At 62.6% G+C, this 20,834-nt stretch carries 21 protein-coding genes; 11 read left to right on the top strand and 10 right to left on the bottom strand.

The window, feature by feature from the left end:
• Positions 1-7: 7 nt before the first annotated feature.
• Entirely contained in the window at positions 8-1,231 is a 1,224-nt protein-coding gene (locus tag AC07P1_RS25580) for a type II secretion system F family protein (protein WP_494698473.1), read from the top strand.
• A gap of 254 nt (positions 1,232-1,485) precedes the next feature.
• Here AC07P1_RS25580 and AC07P1_RS25575 read toward each other — a convergent pair whose 3' ends face one another.
• The gene (locus tag AC07P1_RS25575; protein ID WP_494698472.1) at positions 1,486-2,265 is read right to left on the bottom strand and encodes a sensor histidine kinase; all 780 of its coding nucleotides are present in this window, start codon (positions 2,263-2,265) and stop codon (positions 1,486-1,488) included.
• A gap of 261 nt (positions 2,266-2,526) precedes the next feature.
• Here AC07P1_RS25575 and AC07P1_RS25570 point away from each other — a divergent pair, with 261 nt between their 5' ends.
• From AC07P1_RS25570 to yacG, 4 genes are all read left to right on the top strand, one after another.
• Positions 2,527-3,402, top strand: a complete 876-nt coding sequence (locus AC07P1_RS25570) for a prepilin peptidase (protein WP_494698501.1) — start codon at positions 2,527-2,529, stop codon at positions 3,400-3,402.
• A gap of 15 nt (positions 3,403-3,417) precedes the next feature.
• Entirely contained in the window at positions 3,418-4,023 is a 606-nt protein-coding gene (gene coaE / locus AC07P1_RS25565; RefSeq protein WP_494698471.1) for a dephospho-CoA kinase, read from the top strand.
• A gap of 109 nt (positions 4,024-4,132) precedes the next feature.
• Entirely contained in the window at positions 4,133-4,888 is a 756-nt protein-coding gene (zapD, locus tag AC07P1_RS25560; RefSeq protein ID WP_494698470.1) for a cell division protein ZapD, read from the top strand.
• A 9-nt stretch (positions 4,889-4,897) separates the two neighbouring features.
• Positions 4,898-5,071 (top strand): DNA gyrase inhibitor YacG, encoded by a 174-nt coding sequence (gene yacG / locus AC07P1_RS25555; protein ID WP_090316479.1) that lies wholly within the window; start codon positions 4,898-4,900, stop codon positions 5,069-5,071.
• A gap of 122 nt (positions 5,072-5,193) precedes the next feature.
• On the opposite strand, the gene AC07P1_RS25550 is transcribed toward yacG, so the two are convergent.
• The 6 genes from AC07P1_RS25550 to argJ all read right to left on the bottom strand — a co-directional run bounded on the left by AC07P1_RS25550 (position 5,194) and on the right by argJ (position 9,815).
• Positions 5,194-5,892: an anti-sigma factor gene (locus AC07P1_RS25550; RefSeq protein ID WP_494698469.1), complete on the bottom strand. Its 699-nt coding sequence runs from the start codon at positions 5,890-5,892 to the stop codon at positions 5,194-5,196.
• On the bottom strand, positions 5,889-6,443 hold the full coding sequence (locus tag AC07P1_RS25545) for a sigma-70 family RNA polymerase sigma factor (protein WP_315212118.1): 555 nt from the start codon (positions 6,441-6,443) through the stop codon (positions 5,889-5,891). The genes AC07P1_RS25550 and AC07P1_RS25545 overlap by 4 nt, the downstream gene beginning before the upstream one ends.
• Positions 6,444-6,547: 104 nt before the next feature.
• Complete coding sequence (locus AC07P1_RS25540; protein WP_494698468.1) at positions 6,548-7,084, bottom strand: DUF3455 domain-containing protein; 537 nt, start codon at positions 7,082-7,084, stop codon at positions 6,548-6,550.
• A 181-nt stretch (positions 7,085-7,265) separates the two neighbouring features.
• Complete coding sequence (locus AC07P1_RS25535; RefSeq protein ID WP_494698467.1) at positions 7,266-7,694, bottom strand: NUDIX domain-containing protein; 429 nt, start codon at positions 7,692-7,694, stop codon at positions 7,266-7,268.
• The gene (locus tag AC07P1_RS25530) at positions 7,691-8,578 is read right to left on the bottom strand and encodes an ATP-binding protein (protein ID WP_494698466.1); all 888 of its coding nucleotides are present in this window, start codon (positions 8,576-8,578) and stop codon (positions 7,691-7,693) included. Before AC07P1_RS25530 ends, AC07P1_RS25535 begins: the two co-directional genes overlap by 4 nt.
• Position 8,579: 1 nt before the next feature.
• Positions 8,580-9,815: a bifunctional glutamate N-acetyltransferase/amino-acid acetyltransferase ArgJ gene (gene argJ / locus AC07P1_RS25525; RefSeq protein ID WP_494698465.1), complete on the bottom strand. Its 1,236-nt coding sequence runs from the start codon at positions 9,813-9,815 to the stop codon at positions 8,580-8,582.
• A gap of 388 nt (positions 9,816-10,203) precedes the next feature.
• On the opposite strand from argJ, the gene AC07P1_RS25520 reads away from it, so the two are divergent.
• The 3 genes from AC07P1_RS25520 (at position 10,204) to AC07P1_RS25510 (ending at position 13,574) form a co-directional block, all read left to right on the top strand.
• Entirely contained in the window at positions 10,204-11,430 is a 1,227-nt protein-coding gene (locus AC07P1_RS25520) for a porin (protein WP_494698464.1), read from the top strand.
• Positions 11,431-11,443: 13 nt separating this feature from the next.
• Positions 11,444-11,857, top strand: a complete 414-nt coding sequence (locus AC07P1_RS25515) for a type 2 periplasmic-binding domain-containing protein (RefSeq protein WP_494698463.1) — start codon at positions 11,444-11,446, stop codon at positions 11,855-11,857.
• A 73-nt stretch (positions 11,858-11,930) separates the two neighbouring features.
• Positions 11,931-13,574 carry a sensor histidine kinase gene (locus tag AC07P1_RS25510; protein ID WP_494698462.1) on the top strand — a complete coding sequence of 548 codons (1,644 nt, stop codon included), beginning with the start codon at positions 11,931-11,933 and terminating at the stop codon, positions 13,572-13,574.
• A gap of 136 nt (positions 13,575-13,710) precedes the next feature.
• Here the strand turns inward: AC07P1_RS25510 and secA are convergent, their stop codons facing one another.
• On the bottom strand, positions 13,711-16,503 hold the full coding sequence (gene secA / locus AC07P1_RS25505; protein WP_494698461.1) for a preprotein translocase subunit SecA: 2,793 nt from the start codon (positions 16,501-16,503) through the stop codon (positions 13,711-13,713).
• A 257-nt stretch (positions 16,504-16,760) separates the two neighbouring features.
• Between secA and AC07P1_RS25500 the strand changes: the two genes are divergently transcribed.
• Positions 16,761-17,246 carry a DciA family protein gene (locus AC07P1_RS25500; RefSeq protein ID WP_494698460.1) on the top strand — a complete coding sequence of 162 codons (486 nt, stop codon included), beginning with the start codon at positions 16,761-16,763 and terminating at the stop codon, positions 17,244-17,246.
• An 84-nt stretch (positions 17,247-17,330) separates the two neighbouring features.
• Here the strand turns inward: AC07P1_RS25500 and lpxC are convergent, their stop codons facing one another.
• Together lpxC and AC07P1_RS25490 are read right to left on the bottom strand one after the other, a co-directional pair.
• Entirely contained in the window at positions 17,331-18,266 is a 936-nt protein-coding gene (gene lpxC, locus AC07P1_RS25495) for a UDP-3-O-acyl-N-acetylglucosamine deacetylase (RefSeq protein ID WP_494698459.1), read from the bottom strand.
• Positions 18,267-18,320: 54 nt separating this feature from the next.
• Positions 18,321-19,163, bottom strand: coding sequence for a DMT family transporter (locus AC07P1_RS25490; protein WP_494698458.1), 843 nt, complete (start codon positions 19,161-19,163; stop codon positions 18,321-18,323).
• 355 nt (positions 19,164-19,518) lie between these two features.
• Between AC07P1_RS25490 and AC07P1_RS25485 the strand changes: the two genes are divergently transcribed.
• Both AC07P1_RS25485 and AC07P1_RS25480 read left to right on the top strand, forming a co-directional pair.
• Positions 19,519-20,106 (top strand): DUF4240 domain-containing protein, encoded by a 588-nt coding sequence (locus tag AC07P1_RS25485; protein WP_494698457.1) that lies wholly within the window; start codon positions 19,519-19,521, stop codon positions 20,104-20,106.
• Between the two features lie 206 nt (positions 20,107-20,312).
• On the top strand, positions 20,313-20,711 hold the full coding sequence (locus tag AC07P1_RS25480) for a VOC family protein (RefSeq protein WP_494698456.1): 399 nt from the start codon (positions 20,313-20,315) through the stop codon (positions 20,709-20,711).
• The last annotated feature ends 123 nt before the right edge of the window (positions 20,712-20,834 follow it).

Raw genomic sequence — 20,834 nt, 5'->3', positions numbered from 1 at the left:
ATTCACCATGGCGACTTCGGGCAACGCGGCCAACCAGGTCAAGGAAATGATCTTCGCCTGGGAGGGCAAGGACAAGACCGGCAAGACGGTGCGCGGCGAGATGCGCGCCGGCGGCGAAGCCGTGGTCAACGTCACCCTGCGCCGCCAGGGCATCATGGTCACCAAGGTCAAGAAGAAGGCCTACCGCAGCGGCAAGCGCATCACCGACAAGGATATTTCGCTGTTCACGCGCCAGCTGGCGACGATGATGAAGGCCGGCGTGCCGCTGCTGCAATCGTTCGACATCGTCGGCAAGGGCCACTCGAATCCATCTGTGTCCAAGCTGGTGATGGACCTGCGCGCCGACATCGAGACGGGCACCAGCCTGAACCAGGCTTTCCGCAAATTCCCGCTGTACTTCGATCCGCTGTTCTGCAACCTGGTCGGCGCCGGCGAACAGGCCGGCATCCTGGAGGACCTGCTGACGCGGCTGGCGATCTACAAGGAAAAAACGCTGGCCATGAAGGCCAAGATCAAATCGGCGCTGATGTATCCGGTGTCGATTCTCGCGGTGGCGTTCGTCGTCACGGCGGTGATCATGATCTGGGTGGTGCCGGCGTTCAAGGAGGTGTTCGCCAGCTTCGGCGCCAACCTGCCGGCGCCGACCCTGTTCGTCATGGCGCTGTCGGAGTTCTTCGTGACCTGGTGGCACGTGATCTTCTTTACCATCGGCATGGGGATCTATTTGTTCTTCCGCGCCTGGCAACGTTCGCTGCAAATGCAACGCTTCATGGACAAGCTGCTGCTCAAGCTGCCGGTGTTTGGCGACGTCATCCGCAAAGCCACGATCGCCCGCTGGACCCGCACCCTGGCGACGATGTTCGCCGCCGGCGTGCCGCTGGTCGAGTCGCTCGACTCGGTGGGCGGCGCGGCCGGCAACGCGGTGTACCTCGACGCCACGCGCAAGATCCAGAACGAGGTCAGCACCGGCACCAGCCTGACGGTGGCGATGCAGAACGTCGAGGTGTTTCCCAACATGGTCACGCAGATGGTCGCCATCGGCGAGGAATCGGGTTCGCTCGACGCCATGCTGGGCAAGGTCGCCGATTTCTATGAAGAGGAAGTGGACGAGGCCGTGGCGTCGTTGTCGAGCTTGATGGAGCCGGCGATCATGGTGATCCTGGGCGTGCTGATCGGCGGGCTGGTGGTGGCGATGTATCTGCCGATATTCAAGTTGGGGTCGGTGGTTTAAACAGTATCCTCGGAAAAACGGGACGCACGAGATACACGGATGCGCGGCGGCTCGAGACCTGCGTGATACGCGCGATGCGCTGGGGCTCGGGACGCGCGAGATACTCGGAGACACGTAGGGCGGATTAGCGAAGCGTAATCCGCCATGCATGCGCCGCCGACGGCTCATAAATGGCGGATTACGGCGTTCCGCCTAATCCGCCCTACGTGTTTCCGGGATTGTCTCCGCGGTGTTGCCGGGCTCCCCGTCCACGATTAGCCACGCGATTCGGTGCGGCCCAGCCAGGCTGCTAGCCTTTGCCGCCAGCGTCCTCCGCGCTCGCTATGCGGCACGTAGCACACCTTGCCCGGCACCTTCAGAATCACCTCGGTCCCCCGCTCGGGCAAACTCAATACCTCCACACCGCCACCCATGCGCTCGGCCCGCTCGCGCATGCCGGCCAGGCCACGATAGCCAGCCTCCGACGCCAGCGCATCGATCCCCTTGCCGTCATCCCGCACGAACAGCGAAAAGAATTCGCGGCCATATACCAGCTCCAGCTCGATATGACTCGCCTGCGCATGCTGAAACGCATTGAATAGCGCCTCGCGCCCGATGCGAAAAATCTCCTCGCCGAACTCGCCATCGAGCGGCAGCGCCTGCCCGGTGACGATGATCCGGAACGGCGTCTTGAAACTATCCCGCAACGAATGTCCGACCTGCGCGAACGCCTGGCTGACATTGTCCCCGTACACCAGCGGCATGCGCAGCGCCAGCACCTGATGACGGCCGTCGGCCAACACCTCGTCGGCCTGGTCGAGAATGGTTTCGATGGTGTCGCGCTCGGCGCTGCCGGCCGGCAGCCGCTGGCCGACGCTCTGTACCCGCAGCAGCACGCCCTGCATGCTTTGCAGCAGCATGTCGTGCAGATCGAAGGCGACGCGCTCGCGCTCCTCCAGCTGCTTGAGCCGGGATTCGTAGCGGCGCGCGATGTTGCGCAGGCAAATCCGGAAGAACACGCCCAGCAGCAGGCATTCAAGGATCAACCCCAACATTACAAATAAAGGTGTCTGTATGAACAACAGCAAGAACGGCTCCGTGCGGCGTGGGTTGTAATATGAATTCCGATATCCGGCTCCCGCACATTGCCATCATTTCAATATCCTTCCCATATCCCCAACGAGAGAGGCACGGCGCGGGCCGTCCGGGGCGGCAAGCCCCGAAAAACGCCCCGCAATGTTGCCGTGATGCTTTAATATGGGCCTGTGACCACCTACCCGCCCGCCCAGGGACGATGACTCCGTATGCTCGACTCGATGCCGCAATCGCCGCTGCTGTTCGCCCCCGCCGCCGACCTGGCCATCAGCCTGATCGCCGGCCTGTTCGGGCTGCTGATCGGCAGCTTCCTTAACGTCGTCATCCACCGCCTGCCGAAGATGATGCAGCGCGAGTCGGACAACTATTGCGCCGTCGAAGCCGGCAAGCCGGAGATCCACATCGAGCGCTACAACCTGATGGTGCCGCGCTCGGCCTGCCCTCATTGCCACCACCAGATCACGGCGATGGAGAACATTCCCGTCGTTAGCTATCTGGCCTTGCGCGGCAAATGCAGCAACTGCAAGGCGCCGATCTCGCCGCGCTACCCGGCCATCGAGCTGTTGACCGGCGTGCTGTCGGCGCTGGTGGTGTGGAAGCTCGGCACCGGCTGGCAGGGCCTGGGCGGCTTGTTCTTGCTGTATTTCCTGGTCGCGCTGACCTTCATCGACGCCGACACCCAGCTGCTGCCCGACGACCTGACCTATCCGTTGATCTGGGCGGGCCTGCTGATCAACATCAACGGCACTTACGTGTCGCTGCACGACTCGGTAGTCGGCGCGGCGGCCGGCTATCTGGCGCTATGGACCATTTATTGGGTGTATAAACTGGTGCGTGGCCGCGAGGGCATGGGCTACGGCGACTTCAAGCTGCTGGCCGCGCTGGGCGCGTGGATGGGCTGGGCGACCTTGCCCGCCATCGTGCTGATGGCCTCGCTGGTCGGGGCGGTGGTGGGCATCGCGCTGATGGTGGCGAACCGGCGCGGCTTCGATTACCAGATCCCGTTCGGGCCGTATCTGGCCGCCGCCGGCCTGATCACCTTCCTGTACCGGGAGCCGCTGACCGCCTTCACCCGCGTCGTCTATCCTTACTATTAAAAGCAAAGCCACAGCATGAGCACTGCGCCCTTCTCCATCGGCCTGACCGGCGGCATCGGCAGCGGCAAGACCACGGTGGCCAATATGTTCGCCGAGCGCGGCGTGAGCATCGTCGACACCGACCTCATCGCCCATAACCTGACCGCGCCCGGCGGCTCGGCCATGCCGGCCATCATCGCCGAATTCGGCCCGGCGTTCGCCGACGCGACCGGCGCGCTCGACCGCGCACGCATGCGCCAGCTGGTGTTCGCCGACGCCGGCGCCAAGGCGCGCCTGGAAGCCATCCTCCATCCCCGCATCCGCGACGGCGCGCTGGCCGCCGGCGCGGCCGCGACCGGCAGCTATGTCATCTACGCGGTGCCGCTACTGGTCGAGTCCGGCACCTGGCGGTCCCGGGTGGCGCGCGTGCTGGTCATCGACTGCCGTGAGGAAGTGCAAATTGCCCGCGTGATGGCGCGTAACAATTTGCCGCAATCGCAGGTTCTGGCCATCATGGCGGCCCAGGCGAGCCGCGCGCAACGGCTGGCCGCCGCCGACGACATTATCGAAAATAACGACGGAATCGCCGCCTTGGGGCCTCAAATCGACCGTTTACACGCCCTGTACATGAAAATTCGCTAGCATTTTCAAAAAGAACGGTAACAATACCTTCGCAACGTTTGTATTTTTGCTTGGCTTGCTTCAGAATCACGTGAATTCACCGCAGGTCCACAAATAGAGGGATGTTATTTTGATTGTCTACGAATATCCTTTCAACGAGCGCATCCGCACGTTGTTGCGATTAGAGGATCTGTACGAGAAATTCAAATTCTTTGTGCATCAGGAACATCCGATGCAGCATCACGTCGCCCTGTCGACGATCTTCGATATGCTGGAAGTGGCCGGCCGCGCCGACCTGAAGTCCGACCTGCTGCAAGAGCTCGAGCGCCAGCGTCAAAGCCTGCTGGGCTACCGCATGAATCCCAATGTCCAGAGCGAAACCCTGGACGCCATCCTCGCCGAACTCGACGGTGTGAGCAGCGCACTCGTCGCGGCCCAGGGCAAGACCGGCCAGAACGTGCGCGACAACGAGTGGCTGATGAGCATACGCGGCCGCACCATCATTCCCGGCGGCGCCTGCGAATTCGATCTGCCGTCGTATTACGCCTGGCAAAAGCGGCCGGCCGAACAGCGTTTCAACGACATCGCCACTTGGTTCGCGCCGCTGGCGCCGTTGTTCGACGCGCTGGCCTTGGTGCTGCGCCTGCTACGCGACTCCGGCGGCCCGGTCAAGATGATCGCCGTCGCCGGCAGCTATCAGCAAATGTTGCAGGGCAAGGTCTATCAGATGCTGCGCCTGACACTGGACGAATCGATGGGCGCGATCCCCGAGATCTCCGCCAACAAGTACATGCTGTGGGTGCGCTTTACCACCCAGGGCGGCGACCTGAAACCCAAGGCGCTGGAAGATGATGTACCATTCGAGCTCACACTCTGTAACTTCTAAAGAATTATCATGGCCACCGTAGTTGACTGCCCTACCTGCTCCGCCAAAGTGGAGTGGAAGGAAGAGAATAAGTATCGCCCGTTCTGTTCGGAACGCTGCAAACAGATCGATCTCGGCGCCTGGGCCGAGGAAAAGTACGCCATCCCCGCCGCGCCGCCGAAAGATCCGCTGGAAGAAGAATAAGCTGGTTCGCTGAACGCGATAAACTTCTAAAACACGTAGGGCGGATTAGCGAAGCGTAATCGGCCATGCGTGCGTCACGTCGGCGCATGCATGGCCGATTACGGCGTTCCGCCTAATCCGCCCTACATGACCTTAACGGCTCTGCCGATATACAGGATCGGCCCGGTCGGCCTACCCGTCGGCGAGCCGGCCTCAGGCTCCAGCGTGATTTCAAACAACTGCCCGGCCTCGACCCGCGGCAGTTTGCCCAGCGCCACCTTCAGCGGCTGGTTCGGCGTCACCAATCCCAGCGATTCCGGCTTGCTCCAGGTTTTCCCCTTGGTCCAGAACTGCAGCGATTTCTGGCTCGGCACCGGCGTGCCTTCCAGCGGCGTCAAGGTCAGCTGGTTGTTCAGGCTCGCCTGCACCACATAGCCGGCGTTGCGTTCCTGTGGCGACACCAGCACCACCATATAGGCGGGCTGTGCCGGGTCGGGACGCACCAGCACGATGCTGGCCAGCACGAAGGAGGCGACCATCGCCAGGCCCGCTAGCGAGCGCCACAGCCGAAGATCGTCCCACCAGCGGCGCCATCCACCAGCATCGGTCACCGCCTGCGGGCGCAGATTGCCGACGATGCGCGGCCACAGCTTGGTGGACGGCTCGACCGGCTCGGCCAGCGCGGTCAACGGCAGCAGGCGGCGCTCCCAAGCATCCACTTCGGCGCGCAGCAGCGGCTCGTCCCGCATGCGGCGCTCCACTTGCAAGCGCGCCGCCAGCGGCAAGGTGCCCAGCACATACTCGCCGGCCAGCTGCTGCAATTCCTCCAGTGATTCGTTCATCCCATGCACTCCCGCAATGCGGCCAGGCCGCGCTTGAGCCAGGCCTTGACCGTGCCCAGCGGCGCGTTCAGCCGCGTCGCGATTTCGCTGTGGCTGCAGCCGTCGACATAGGCGCAGACGATGCTGTTGCGCTTGGCGCTATCAAGATGGCCGAGGCAATCGTTCAAGCGGCCCATGCTGGCCTGCAGTTCAAATTGTTCGGCCACGGTGTCGGTCCGGTCTTCCTGCAAGGCGTCGAGCGTGTCGGCCTCGGCATATACTTCCCGCTCGCGCGAGCGCAGCGTGTTGAGCGCCTGGTGGCGCACGACGGTGAAAATCCAGCCGCGCGCGGCGCCCCGTTGCGGGTCGAAGCTGGCGGCTTTTTGCCAGATGCTGACGAAGGCGTCGTGCAGCACATCTTCGGCCACGTCGCGCCGGCGCACGATGCGCAGCGCCACGCCGAGCAGGTGGCGGCCGTCCTGTTCGTACAGGCGCTGCAAGGCTCGCTGGTCGCCTTTGGCACAGGCGTGCAGCGCGGCATCGTAGTCAAAACCGTCCGGGGCGTTCGGCATCAGCAGTCGGGAAAAAAAGGTTGGGCGCGGCCCGGCGGTGATCTGCTGAGTGTCGGCCGATTATAGCCGATCACATCCGCGCAACCGCCGGCTATGCAACGGAATTACGCGGCTTTCCAGAAGATGTAGTCGGCCTGGTACTTCACGGTTTCCTTGGCGCCGAGGTTGGCGGCGCTGCAAGCGCTGGCGGGCGCCACGCCGCCCTTGGTGGCGACGCGCTGGATGTAGGTGACGCCGGTCATCGCGCCGCCGCCCATGGCCGGATTCGCCTTGACCAGTTGCGATGGAATATTGCCGGCGCCGGCCGGGGCAACCGCGACTTGGGTGGCGGTGACCTTGGAGCCGTCGTTGTTCTGCCAGGTGGCCGGCGGGCCGAAGTATTTGCCGACGCTCATGCCGCTGCGGTCGCTCAGGACGGCGTCGGGGCCGACGAAGGTCCATTCGAACTGGCCGGCGGCGTCCTTCTTGGCCTTGCATTCGTAGGTGATATCGCCGGCGCCGACGGTTTCCATGGCGACCTTGTTACCTGCTGGCACTTGCACGGCCACCGGCAAAGCCTGTTGATCGAAGGTCGGGGCGCTGGCGCAAGCGGACAGCAGGACGGCGGCGGCGAGGATGGCGGCGGATTGGTTGATTTGCATGTCAGGCTCCTGAGTAGTGGTAAGAACCAGCGGGATTTTCCCGTTGATAGCAGTACTACACGCCAGCGCTGAGTTTGGATGCAGAGGGATGCAAATATTTTTTGTAGGGCGGATTAGCGCAGCGTAATCGGCCATCGATGCGCCGTCGGCGGCCCGACCACGGCCGATTACGGCGTTCCGCCTAATCCGCCCTACGTGTCTCCAGACGAACCACGTCCAGCCATTCGAGCAGCGGTATCGTCGCCGGCAGCAGCGGTTCGACGCCGACCGTGCCCTGCCACGCGAACGCCTGGCCTTCGAGGCTTTGCGGCTCGCCTTGCCAATCCCGACTGATGTAGAAATGCAGCCGCACGTGCGCGTGCGGGTACACGTATTCGACACCACACCACTCCTCGGCGCTGTTGATCGTCAGCCCCAGCTCTTCGACGAACTCGCGCTTGAGCGCCTCCAGTATCGTTTCGCCGGGATCGACTTTACCGCCCGGGAATTCCCAGTAGCCGTCGTACGGTTTGCCGGCCGGGCGCTGGCCCAGCAGCACATCGCCGTTCGGCTTCATCAGGATGCCGACGGCGACGTCGACCGGTTTGATCTTCGCTTCGCCGCCGCTCATGCCTGGCCGCCCTGCGGCAGCTTGCCGGCGTAGTCCTTGGCGAACTGCCACGCCACCCGGCCCGAACGCGATCCGCGCTGCAAGGCCCAGCGCAAAGCGTCGCCGCGCGCCGCTTCGATCTGCGCCTCGGTGCAGCCCAGCGTCGACAGCCAGTGGCCGACGATGGCCAGGTAATCATCCTGCTTGAACGGGTAGAACGACAGCCACAGGCCGAAGCGCTCCGACAGGGATATCTTCTCCTCCACCGTTTCGCCGGGATGCAGGTCGCCGTCCTCGTCGTGCTTGTAGCTGGTGTTGTCCGACATCCGCTCCGGCATCAGGTGCCGGCGGTTGGACGTGGCGTAGATCAGCACATTGTCCGACTGCGCCGAGATGCTGCCATCGAGCGCCACTTTCAGCGCCTTGTAGCCGCTCTCGCCCTCTTCGAACGACAGGTCGTCGCAGAAGATGATGAAGCGCTCCGGCCGCCCGGCGACGATGTCGACGATGTCCGGCAGCTCGGCCAGATCGGCCTTGTCCACTTCGATCAGGCGCAAGCCGTCCTTGCCGAACTGGTTGAGGCACGCCTTGATCAGCGACGATTTGCCGGTGCCGCGCGCGCCCGTGAGCAGCACGTTGTTGGCCGGCCGCCCCTGCACGAACTGGCGCGTGTTCTGCTCGATCTGCTCTTTCTGCGGGCCGATATGCTGCAAGTCGTCCAGCGCGATCGGTGACACGTGCGCCACCGCTTGCAGGTAGCTGGCGCCGCCGCCGTTGCGCTTGCGCCAGCGGAAGGCGAAACCCAGCTTCCAGTCGGGTTCACGCGGCGCCTGCGGCAGCACCGCCTCCACGCGCGCCAGCAGGGCCTCGGCGCGCACCAGGAATTGTTCGAGGGGCGTCGCCATCTTAGGAACGGTAGTCGGCGTTGATGCTCACGTAGTCGTGCGACAGGTCGCAGGTGTAGACGGTGGCCGCCGCCGCGCCGCGCGCCAGTTTCACGCGCACGGTGATCTCGCTTTGCTTCATCACGCGCTGGCCGTCTTCTTCCTTGTAGTCCGGATTGCGGCCGCCGTTCTTGGCGACCCAGACATCGTCCAGGTACAGATTCAGTTTGCCGACGTCCAGATCCACGCCGGCGTAGCCGATGGCGGCCAGGATGCGGCCCAGGTTAGGATCGGAGGCGAAGAACGCGGTCTTGACCAGCGGCGAGTGGCCGATCGAGTAGGCGATCTTGCGGCACTCTTCGACGCTCTCGCCCTCTTCCACCGTGATGGTGATGAATTTGGTCGCGCCTTCGCCGTCGCGCACGATGGCCTGCGCCAGGAACAGCGACAGTTCGCCGACGGCGGCCGCCAGTTCGGCGTATTCCGGCGAGTCGACCGAGTTCACTTCCAGGGTGCCGGCGCCGGTGGCGATCAGCATGAAGGAGTCGTTGGTCGAGGTGTCGCCGTCGATGGTGATGCAGTTGAAGCTTTGGTCGGCGACCTGCTTGACCAGCACGTCGAGCACCGGCTGCGCCACCTTGGCGTCCAGCGCCAGGTAGCCCAGCATGGTGGCCATGTTCGGCTTGATCATGCCGGCGCCCTTGCTGATGCCGCTCATGGTCACCGTGTGGCCGCCGATGGTGACCGTGCGCGAGCCGGCCTTCGGCTGGGTGTCGGTGGTCATGATGGCTTCGGCCGCGTTGTACCAGTTGTCGGCCTTGAGGCCGGCGATCGCCTGCGGCAGGCCGGCGATGACTTTGGCGGCCGGCAGCGGCTCGAGGATCACGCCGGTCGAAAACGGCAGGATCTGCGACGCCTCGCAGCCCAGTTGCGCGGCCAGCGCGGCGCAGGTCTCGTTGGCCAGCGACAGACCCAGTTCGCCGGTGCCGGCGTTGGCGTTGCCGGTGTTGATCAGCAGCGCGGCGATCGGCTTGCCGCTTTCCTTGGCGGCGGCCAGGTGCGCCTTGGCGATTTGCACCGGCGCGGCACAGAAGCGGTTGAGCGTGAACACACCAGCCACGGTGGCCGTCGGCGCGACCTTCAACACCAGCACGTCCTTGCGGTTCGGCTTCTTGATGCCGGCTTCGGCGAAGCCGATTTCGACGCCGGCGACAGGCTTGAGGGCGGAGGCGAGGGGCAGAGGGGAATTGACGGCCATATAAGTGATCTCGTGGGTGGAAGGTTGGGAACTGGGAGCCGCTATTGTAATACCTGACGGGCAAAACGTCGCATGCCCGTCGCGCCCTTCCATGCCGAGCCCGGCATCGCAAGCATTAGTAACTATTAGTCACACAGCTCAAGGTTTGTGGGATCACTTGTGAAATTGACAAATATGCGTAAAGAGTATCTTGACGATGCATGCAACCCCAGGAATCCATCGGGACTTTCGCACAAAAACCACATCTTTTTAGCACGATCGTACATTTTATTGCTTTCGATTTCATGCATTTGGGAAATTAGTTTAACGTGAGCAACGAATGCCCCATCCCCGCATTGTCATACACAAACTGAACCATACCTCGACCAAGACCAAGGATTTTGATTACATGAAAAAGCAACTTTTAGTAGCGGCAGTCCTGTCCGCCCTGACCGCCACCGCCGCCACGCAGGCGCGGGCCGGCGTGCTCGACGACGGCAACCTGACCATCAGCGGCTTCGGCACGCTGGGCGTCGCCAAGAGCAATACCGACGACGTGCAATTCGCCCGCTACAACCAAGCCGAAGGCGTCGGCGACAAGGCCCGCATCGGCCTCGATACCAACCTGGGTTTGCAAGCGACCTACAAGATGAACGACTGGCTGTCCGGCACCGTGCAGGTACTGACCCGCAAGACCACCAGCGACAGCTACTCCACCGACCTGACCTGGGGCTTCCTGAAGGCGCGCGTCAACGATGAAGTGAGCGTGCGAGTGGGCCGCATCGTCATGCCGATCTTCCTGATCTCCGACTACCAGAACGTCGGCTACGCCAACACCATGATGCGTCCACCGATCGAGATGTACGGCCAGGAGCCGATGGAAAACGCCGACGGCGCCGACATCAACTACCAGCGCGCCTTCGGCGACTTCAACTTCACCGGCCAGGCCTTCGTCGGCCGCAGCCGCGGCAAGCTGTTCGTGCCGACCGGCGCCGGCTCGGTGGCCAACTACCGTGCGCCCGCCACCGGCATTAGCCTGGGCGGCGAATACGGTCCGTTCACGGTGCGCGTCGGCCACGCCCGCGCCGACTTGAAGATCAAGGATCTGGCGCCGATCAACAGCCTGGGCGCCACCCTGCGCCAGGTCGGCTTCGCGCAGCTCGCGAGCGACATTAATCTGACCGACGGCAAGAAGATCGCCTTCACATCGCTGGGCGCGACCATGGACTGGAACAACATCCTGGTGCAAACCGAGTACGCCCAGCGCCGCGCCAAGGACCCGGTCTACATCCCGGACACCAACGCCTGGTACTTCATGACCGGCTACCGCCTCGGCAAGTTCCTGCCGTACTACTCGCACGCGGCCACCAAGGACGCCGGCAGCTCGGTGAACCTGCCGGCCAACTTCCCGCGCGCGGGCGTGCTGTCGTCGACCGTGCGCAGCACCTTGACGTCTGCCGAACAGAGCTCCGACTTGATCGGCGTGCGCTGGGACTTCGCCAAATCGCTGGCGCTCAAGGTGCAGGTAGACCGCGTCAAGCCCAAGACCAAATCGGGCATGCTGATCTTCGCGCCAGCCGCCGGCTACCGCAACAGCGTCACCGTCGTCGGCGCCTCGCTCGACTTCGTATTTTAATTGGAGAGCGCACATGAAAAAAATCGTTATCTCGCTCGTGCTGTCCGCGCTGGCCATGGCCTCCTTCGCCCTGTCGGCGTCGGCGGAAACCGTCGTCATCGTCAGCCAGAAAAATCCGGCCACCCGCATGTTCTCGGAACAGGCGTCGCAATTCTTCCTCGGTAAATCGACGCTGTTCACGCCGATCGACCAGGCCGAGGGTTCACCGATCCGCGCCGACTTCTATCGCAAGGTCGCCGACAAGGACGCCGCGCAGGTCAAGGCGCTGTGGTCCAAGCTGGTGTTCACCGGTAAAGGCACGCCGCCGAAGGAATACGCCGGCAACGCCGAAGTGAAAAAAGCGGTTGCCGCCGACCCCAAGGCAATCGGTTATATTGACAAGTCGGCAGTGGACGACACCGTCAAGGTGATCCTGACGCTGCCTTAACCTTCAATCCATCATGCCGGGACGGCGCACCGCCATCCCGACATGACGAAGCGACCTTTGTGAGCCGACCATTGTGAGCCTATCGCTGCGCGCCAAATTCCTTTTACTCAGTGCCGTGATCCAGGCGCTGGTGGTCGGCCTGCTGATATGGAATAGCATCCGGCTGATGAACCACGCGGTCGGCACCAACGCCGAACGGGTCGCGCAGGAATACGCGGTCACGCTCAATCTCTCCCTCAGTCCCTACGCCACGCGCGGCCGCTTGCCGGAGCTGAGCGGCTACCTGGCCGAAATGCTGGCCGACCCCGACGACAGCTTGCTGCGCTATCTGCTGATACTCGACGAAAACGAACAACCGATCATCGAAGTGGGCAAGCGCGACGAGCCGCTGCCCGCGATCCTCAAACAAGGTGGCGGCACCAGCTTCAAGGGCGTCCACACCATCATCACCGACACGACGCTCCATGCGCGCTCGCCGCTGCTGCTGCAGGATAACCGCATCGGCAGCATCAACTTCGGCCTCACCACGGAAGATCTGAAACACGCGCGCGACAAGGTCATGCTGCAGGGCGGCGTGATCTCGCTGGCCGGCCTGGCCTTCGGGCTGCTGCTGTTCTACGCCTTCACCCATGGCATCGGCCGCCGGCTGCGCGCCCTGATGGGGCAGTCCGCGCAAATGGAACTGGGCGACTACAGCAAGGCGCTGGCGGTCGACGGCGACGACGAAATCGCCGCCTTCGCGCGCGCGCTCAACACCATGAGCGCGGCGCTGCGCGAACGCATCGCGCAGCTGGAGCATTCGGAGCTGCGCCTGTCGGAAGCCAAGCGCGATCTGAAAGACCTCAACGTCTCGCTGGAAAGCCGCGTGACGGAGCGCTCGGCCGCGCTGGAACGCGCCAACGCCGACTTGAGCGCCGCGCTGTCCACCTTGCAGCGCACGCAGGTCGAGCTGCTGGCGTCGGAGAAAATGGCCTCGCTCGGCTCGCTGGTGGCGGGCATCGCGCACGAACTCAACACGCCGATCGGCAACAGCCTGCTGGCATCGACCTCGCTGCTCGACCGCGTCGAGGATTTCGAAAGCCGTGTCGCAGCCGGCGCGCTGCGCCGCTCGGAATTGATCGTGCATCTGGAGGAGGTGCGCACGGCCAGCCAGCTGATATCGAACTCGCTGCACAAGGCGGCGGAGCTGATTTCGTCGTTCAAGCAGATCGCCGTCGACCAGACCAACGACCAGCGGCGCGCGTTCGACCTGCAGGAAGCGGTGCGCGACACCATCGCCACCTATACGCCGCGCCTGCGCCGGGCCGGTTGCGAGGTGGTGCTGGAGATACAGGAAGGATTACGCTTCGACTCGTACCCGGGCGGGCTGTATCAGGTCCTGAACAATTTGATGAACAACGCGCTCAATCACGCGTTCGAGGCCGGCCAGAGCGGGACCATCACCGTGCACGCGGAAGCGGCGGCGGATGGCATGGTGGCGCTGACTTTCAGCGACGACGGCGTCGGCATGACGGAGGAAGTGTTGCGGCGGGTGTTCGATCCGTTCTTCACCACGCGCATGGGTCAGGGCGGCACGGGGTTGGGTATGCACATCGTGTACAACATCGTCAACGCGGCGCTGGGTGGGCGTATCACGGTGTCGTCGGCGCCGGGTGCGGGAACGTCGGTGCGGATGCTGTTGCCGCGCTCCGCGCCGCAGCGCGACGCCGGCCGCTAAAACATGCGTCATTCTAAAACACGTAGGGCGGATTAGGCGGAACGCCGTAATCCGCCCTACGTGTCTCCACGTTATTCATATGCCGGCAGCCGTCGCCGCATAAAAAAACCGGAGCGCTTGGCTCCGGTTTTTTTTCTTACGCCAGCTTGCCGTGGCAAGCCTTGTACTTCTTGCCGCTGCCGCATGGGCAAGGGTCGTTGCGTCCGACCTTCAGGCCCAGCTCCATCAGCTGCTCGCCGCTCAGGCCTTGCAGCTCCGGCGGCAGGCCGCCCAGATTCGACGCCGCCTGTGGCGCCAACAACTCTTCCGGCGCCGCGTTCGGGTTGAAGTCCGCGTGCTGATAACTCACGTTCTCCACGTGCGATTGCTGCATCGCCGCTTCGGCCGCGTCGATCTCTTCGCGCGACTGGATCCGTACCGTCATGATCAACTTGACCACTTCGTTCTTGATCATCTCCAGCATCTGGCCGAACAGCTCAAACGCTTCGCGCTTGTATTCCTGCTTCGGATTCTTCTGCGCGTAACCGCGCAGGTGGATACCCTGGCGCAGGTGGTCCAGCGCGGCCAGGTGCTCGCGCCAGTGGCTGTCGACGCTTTGCAGCATGACGTTGCGCTCGAAGCCGCCGAACGATTCCTTGCCGACGATATCGATCTTGGCCTGATACACCGCATCGGCAGCAGCCAGCACGCGTTCCAGGATGTCTTCGTCGTTCAGGTTCTGCTCGGACTCCAGCATCGCCGTCAGCGGCACGTCGATCTGCCATTCCGCCGCCAGCGCCGCTTCCAGGCCCTTGACGTTCCACTGCTCCTCGACCGATTCGGCCGGCACGTATTCGCGTACCAGGTCGGTGAAGGCGCCGTGGCGCAGCGATTCGATCAGTTCCGAGATGTCGGTGGTTTCGAGCAGCTCATTACGCTGCTGGTAGATGACTTTACGCTGGTCGTTGGCGACGTCGTCGTACTCAAGCAGCTGCTTGCGGATGTCGAAGTTGCGCGCCTCGACCTTGCGCTGCGCCGATTCGATCGAACGCGAGACGATGCCCGCTTCGATTGGTTCGCCTTCCGGCATCTTCAGACGGTCCATGATGGCGCGCACGCGGTCGCCCGCGAAGATGCGCAGCAGCTGGTCGTCGAGCGACAGGAAGAAGCGCGACATGCCCGGGTCGCCCTGGCGCGCTGCGCGGCCGCGCAGCTGGTTGTCGACGCGGCGCGATTCATGGCGCTCGGTGCCGACGATATGCAGACCGCCGGCGGCGACCACCTGCTCGTGCAAGGCTTGCCAGCCGTCGCGCATCGCCTTGGCCTGCGCAGCCTTGTCGGCGTCGCTCAGGTTCGGGTTGGCTTCGATGAACTGGATCTGCTTCTCGACGTTACCACCGAGGACGATGTCGGTACCGCGACCGGCCATGTTGGTGGCGATGGTGATCGCTTTCGGGCTACCCGCCTGCGCGATGATTTCCGCTTCGCGGGCGTGCTGCTTGGCGTTCAGGACGTTGTGCGGCAGGCCGCCCTTGGTCAGGATGCCCGACAACAGCTCCGAGTTTTCGATCGAGGTGGTACCGACCAGCACCGGTTGGCCGCGGTCGTAGCATTCGCGGATCTCCAGCATCATGGCGTTGTACTTCTCGGCCGCCGATTTGTAGACCTGATCCTGGCGGTCCTTGCGCTGCGAAGGACGGTTCGGTGGAATGACGACGGTTTCGAGGCCGTAGATTTCCTGGAACTCGTACGCTTCGGTGTCGGCGGTACCGGTCATGCCGGCCAGCTTGGCGTACATGCGGAAGTAGTTCTGGAAGGTGATCGAGGCCAGCGTCTGGTTCTCGTTCTGGATCTTGACGCCCTCTTTCGCCTCGACCGCCTGGTGCAGGCCGTCGGACCAGCGGCGACCCGTCATCAGGCGGCCGGTGAATTCATCGACGATGACGACTTCATTGTTCTGCACCACGTAGTGCTGATCCTTGAAGTACAGCGCGTGCGCGCGCAACGCCGCGTACAGGTGGTGCACCAGGGTGATGTTGGCCGAGTCGTACAACGACGCGCCTTCCGGCAGCAGACCCATTTTGGTCAGGATCGCTTCGGCTTTTTCGTGGCCGGCTTCGGTCATCAGCACCGAGTGGGCTTTTTCGTCCTTGACGTAGTCGCCCGGGACTTCGACCTTGCCTTTGCCGTCAGACGTCTCTTCGCCGATCTGCTGCGTGAGCATTTTCGGCACTTCGTTGATCTTGTGGTACAGGTCCGTATGGTTCTCGGCCTGGCCGGAGATGATCAGCGGGGTGCGGGCTTCGTCGATCAGGATCGAGTCGACTTCATCGACGATGCCGAAGTTGAGCGCGCGCTGGACGCGGTCGCCGGCCTCGAACACCATGTTGTCGCGCAGGTAGTCGAAACCGAATTCGTTGTTGGTGCCGTAGGTGATGTCCGACGCGTAGGCCGCCTGCTTGGTGGAGTGCTCCATCTGCGACAGGTTGATGCCGGTGGTCAAACCGAGCCAGGCGTACAGCTTGCCCATGGTCTCGGCGTCGCGCTGGGCCAGGTAGTCGTTGACGGTGACGATGTGCACGCCCTTGCCCGACAGCGCGTTCAGGTAGGCCGGCAGGGTCGCGGTCAGGGTTTTACCCTCGCCCGTGCCCATTTCGGCGATCTTGCCGAAGTGCAGAACCATACCGCCAAGCAATTGAACGTCGAAGTGGCGCATCTTGAAGACGCGCTTGCTCGCTTCGCGGCAGACGGCGAACGCCTCGGGCAACAGCGCGTCAAGCGCCTCGCCGTTGGCGATGCGCGCCTTGAAGGCGGGCGTCTTCGCTTGCAGCTCGGCATCCGACAGTTTTTCCATCGCCGGCTCGAGCGCATTGATCTCGCGTACCGTTTTTTGGTATTGCTTGAGCAGACGCTGGTTGCGGCTGCCGAAAATCTGGGTCAGTAATGACATGCTTGAATTCTTGAAAAAACGCCGTTAAAAAAAGCTCTGTAGGTGAAAAACGCCTTACCGCACGGAGTTCGACTATGGCAAAAGACGGTGATTTTATCATGCGTCCGTGCCAAGGTTGGGTTATTGGCCTATATAACAATACCCCAAGCGTAAACAATGTCACTCAATCAATCAAATTTCCCCGTCGGCGACGGGCGCGGGCGCGGTGGCAAAGCAGGCTGATGACGGGAAAGCGGCGTCGTGATATGGTTCGCCGCATGCGATTTAATTCCTCCAATGTATCGATCAACCGCCGCAACCCGGTCGGGGCGACCGACTTCCTGCGCCGCGACGACAAACTCGCGGCCATGATGCCGGCCATCGAGCGCATGGCGGCGCTGCAAAAAGATTGTGCAACGGCCTTGCCGGCGATGTTCAAGTATTGCGAAATCCTGGCCTTCGACGACGGCCAGCTGACCTTGTCGCTGCCGAACGCCTCGCTGGCGGCCAAGCTCAAGCAGCAAATCCCCAAGCTGCAGGAAACGTTGGCGCGGCGCGGCTGGCAGGTGAACGGCGTCAAGTTGCGGGTGCAGATGACCAAGCCGGCCGAGATCAAGGAGCAGATGCGGGCGCTGTCGCTGCCCGAGGCGGCCGTGACGGCCTTCGACGCGCTGGGCGACACGCTGGAGGACACGCCGCAAAACGCCACGCTGATCGCGGCGCTCAAGGCGATGGTGGCGCGGCGCCGCCCAAAAACCACGTAGGGCGGATTAGCGCAGCGTAATCGGCCATGCATGCGCGGCCGATAGCGCATACATGTCCGATTACGGCGTTCCGCCTAATCCGACCTACGTAAGCGCCCACTCCCGCGCCATCTGGCGCAGATACGACGGCGGCGCCGATTCGTTGGTGTTAAACGAGACGATTTCATACGCATCCGGATGCTTGAGCAATTCCAGCAACAGCTGGTTGTTCAGCGCGTGGCCGGACTTGTGTGCCTCATAACTGGCGAGCAGCGGATGCCCGACCAGATACAAATCCCCGATCGCGTCGAGAATCTTATGGCGCACAAACTCGTCGTCATAGCGCAGGCCGTCCGAATTGAGGATGCGGTACTCGTCCATCACGATGGCGTTCTCGAGCGAACCGCCGCGCGCCAGGCCGATGCCGCGCAACATCTCCACGTCCTGCATGAAGCCGAAGGTGCGGGCGCGCGCCACGTCGTGCACATAGGAGACGTCGCCGAAGTCGACATTGGCGCGCTGCTGCGTGCCGTCGACCGCCGGATGGTTGAACTCGATGAAGAAATCCAGCTTGAAGCCGTTGTGCGGGGTCAGGCGCGCCCATTTTTCCTTGTCGCCCTTACCTTCTCGCACTTCCACCGGTTTCAGCACGCGGATGAATTTCTTCGCGACCGGCTGTTCGAGCACGCCGGCTTGCTGCAACAGGAACACGAACGACGACGCCGAGCCGTCCATGATCGGGATTTCCTCGGCGCTAACCTCGATGTACAGGTTGTCGATGCCGAGGCCGGCGCAAGCCGACATCAGGTGCTCAACGGTCGAGACCCTGGCGCCCTCCTTGACCAGCACCGACGCCATGCGGGTATCGCCGACGGCCATGGCGCTAGCGGGAAATTCAACGACGGGCGACAGGTCGACGCGGCGGAAAACGATGCCCGTATCGGGCTCGGCCGGACGCAAGGTCAGCTCGACCTTGGTGCCGGAGTGCAGGCCGACACCCGTGGTGCGGACCAGTTCTTTGATGGTGCGTTGTTTTAACATGGTCCGATTATAACGAAGTTGAGATCGCCGCGCTGCGGCCCGGGTTTCCTGTCGTTAAGGGTGCTCGGCCTCGACGTGCACCGCCTCGCGCCGCACCAGATAAATGCCGCTGGCGATGATGATGCCGGCGCCGAGCAAGGTATAGCCATCGGGCAGCGTCTGCCACAGCAGCCAGTCGATCGCCACGCCCCAGGCCAGCGCCGAATACTCGAACGGCGCCACCACCGACGCCTTGCCGGTGCTGAAGGCCTTGGTGATCGCCAACTGGCCAAAGAAGCCCGACAGCGCCAGCGCCACCAGCACCCAGCCGTCCTCGACGCGCACCGGCACCCAGTTGCGGTACGACAGCGCCACGGCGCCGGCCGCCATCATGGTCAGCAGCCAGAACATCATCGACTCGGTGCTATCGGTGCGCGCCAGCACGCGGGCGGCGATGGCCGACATCGCATAGCAGGCGGCCGCGGCCAGCACGGCCAGCCCGCCGATGGTCAGGAAGCCGGTGCCTTCCGGGCGCAGCACGACCAGCACGCCGATCAGGCCGACGACGATGGCGACCCATTGTCCCGGGCCGACCTTCTCCTTCAACACGAACACCGACAGCGCCGTGATCAGCGACGGCGCGATGAAGAAGATCGAATACGCCTCCGCCAGCGACAGCGACTTCAGGCCGAAGGCGAAGGTGGTGAGCATGGCGATGCCGAGCACGGCGCGGAAAATCTGCATCGACCAGCGGACCGCGAAGATGCCACGGAAGGCGCCGCGATAAATGATGTAGCCGCACAGCAGCGGCAGCGAGCTCAGCGCTCGCAAGGCCGTCACCTGCATGGCGGGATAGTGGGCGGACAGCAGCTTCATGGCCGTGTCCATGAACGAGAACATGGCCACGGCGATCAACATCGCGTAGATGCTGTGCAGATTTTCTTTGCGGGAGATGGGAGTGGAAACGGAAGACAGAAGAAGCTCCTTGCTACAGGCCCGGCTCGGGCCACTGGGAACGTCATCATGGCGACGTCCGGAGCCAGGATCGCGGACGGCAACGAAGGGTCATCGGCCGCGCGATCGATACCGATTATAGCAAGTTGACAATTGCTTTGCAGTAGGCCGGTGGGCCGGCGGTTATCGAGCGATTTTCGAGCCATGGAACTTTCGCGAGAATTCTTTCCCTTTTTTTATGAAGGTGTTGCAAAATGCATATCCCCTCTATTTCCTCTTCAGGAAAAGATGAGCGCATGTGCAATAACCGATCAAAACCATGTTTTTTCAACGTCGCTTCCTCCTTCTTGCCGCAAGCTTCGCAGCATTGTGCGGTCTGTCATCCCCAATTCTCGCGGCTCCCATCCCTATGAATGAAGAAAATTTTTGGCACCTGATTGAAGTAGTAAAAATCGAGGCCGGTACAGACCTCCAGTCCAGACCCGCCGTCTTGCAAAGGCATCTCTCATCATTTGAGCCCGAGCAGATTCAAAGTTTCCAGCAGCGATACGAGTCCCTGCTACTCGAAGCCAACAGTTGGAGCCTCTGGGGCGCGGCTTCCCTCATGAACGGAGGATGCTCCGATGATGGATTTAAATACTTTCGTGACTGGCTGATTTCCGAGGGGAAGAAAACCTTCAAGAGCGCGGTTAAGAACCCCGATTCGCTGGCCTCGGTTGCGCGGATAGAGTATTTCGAACTGGAGCTATTCGGCTACGCCGCCCTCAAAGCCTACGCCGCGAAGGGCGCCGGGGAATTGCAACGGGATTTCAAAGTGGAATATGCTGTCACGGCAGGCGAGGAATGGGACGAATCGGATTTACCTCGCCTGCTACCCGCGCTAGCCGCGAAGTACCTTGCGAACTAAAAGACACGAGTGCGGTTCCGACTTTTCCGGCGAGTTCGTCTACTCGGACACGTACGGCGGTTTGATCGATCGTGAGGACGCCGAGTTGTCTTAAGCCCCGAGCGCGTTGATCAAAAAAAATTGCGCTGGGCTGTCGAATTCACCTCCTCCTGTTCGTCGTCACCATGAAATACCTTTTATCATCCGGTTATCCTCATGGAGGCGTCATGAACAAACAAGTTATCTTCAACCTCGCGGTCAAGGACCTCGACAAGTCCAAAGCGTTCTTTTCCGCTCTGGGCTTTGGCTTCAGGCCGGAATTCAGCAACGAGAACGCGGCCTACATGGTCATCGTCGACGACAGCATTCATGCCATGCTCATGACCGAAACCTTCTTCCAGTCCTTGATCGACAAACCCCTCGCGCAAGCCAGCGAGGCCAACGAAGTCATCATCTGCCTGAGCTGCGAGAGCCGCGACGAGGTCGACAGCCTGATCGCCAAAGCGGTCGCCGCCGGCGGGCGCACGCCGCATCCGCCCGAGGATCACGGCTTCATGTACGACCAGGGCTTCGAGGATCTGGACGGCCACCTGTGGAACCTGGTGTGGTCGGCGCCGCAGGCCTAACCTGCTCGGACAGTCCCGCTCCACCCCGGATTTTTCCGAGAAAATTCTGGCGCCGGCGCCTACAACCACGCGGCACGCAAGGTGACAAGCGCGCCCCCTCGTCCGTCATAAGCTGGCCTGACT

The sequence above is a fragment of the Duganella sp. GW821-FHT07F09 genome (genome assembly GCF_059418705.1).
Note: the sequence above shows the minus strand (reverse complement) of the source record. Positions and strands in the feature narration are given on the sequence as shown.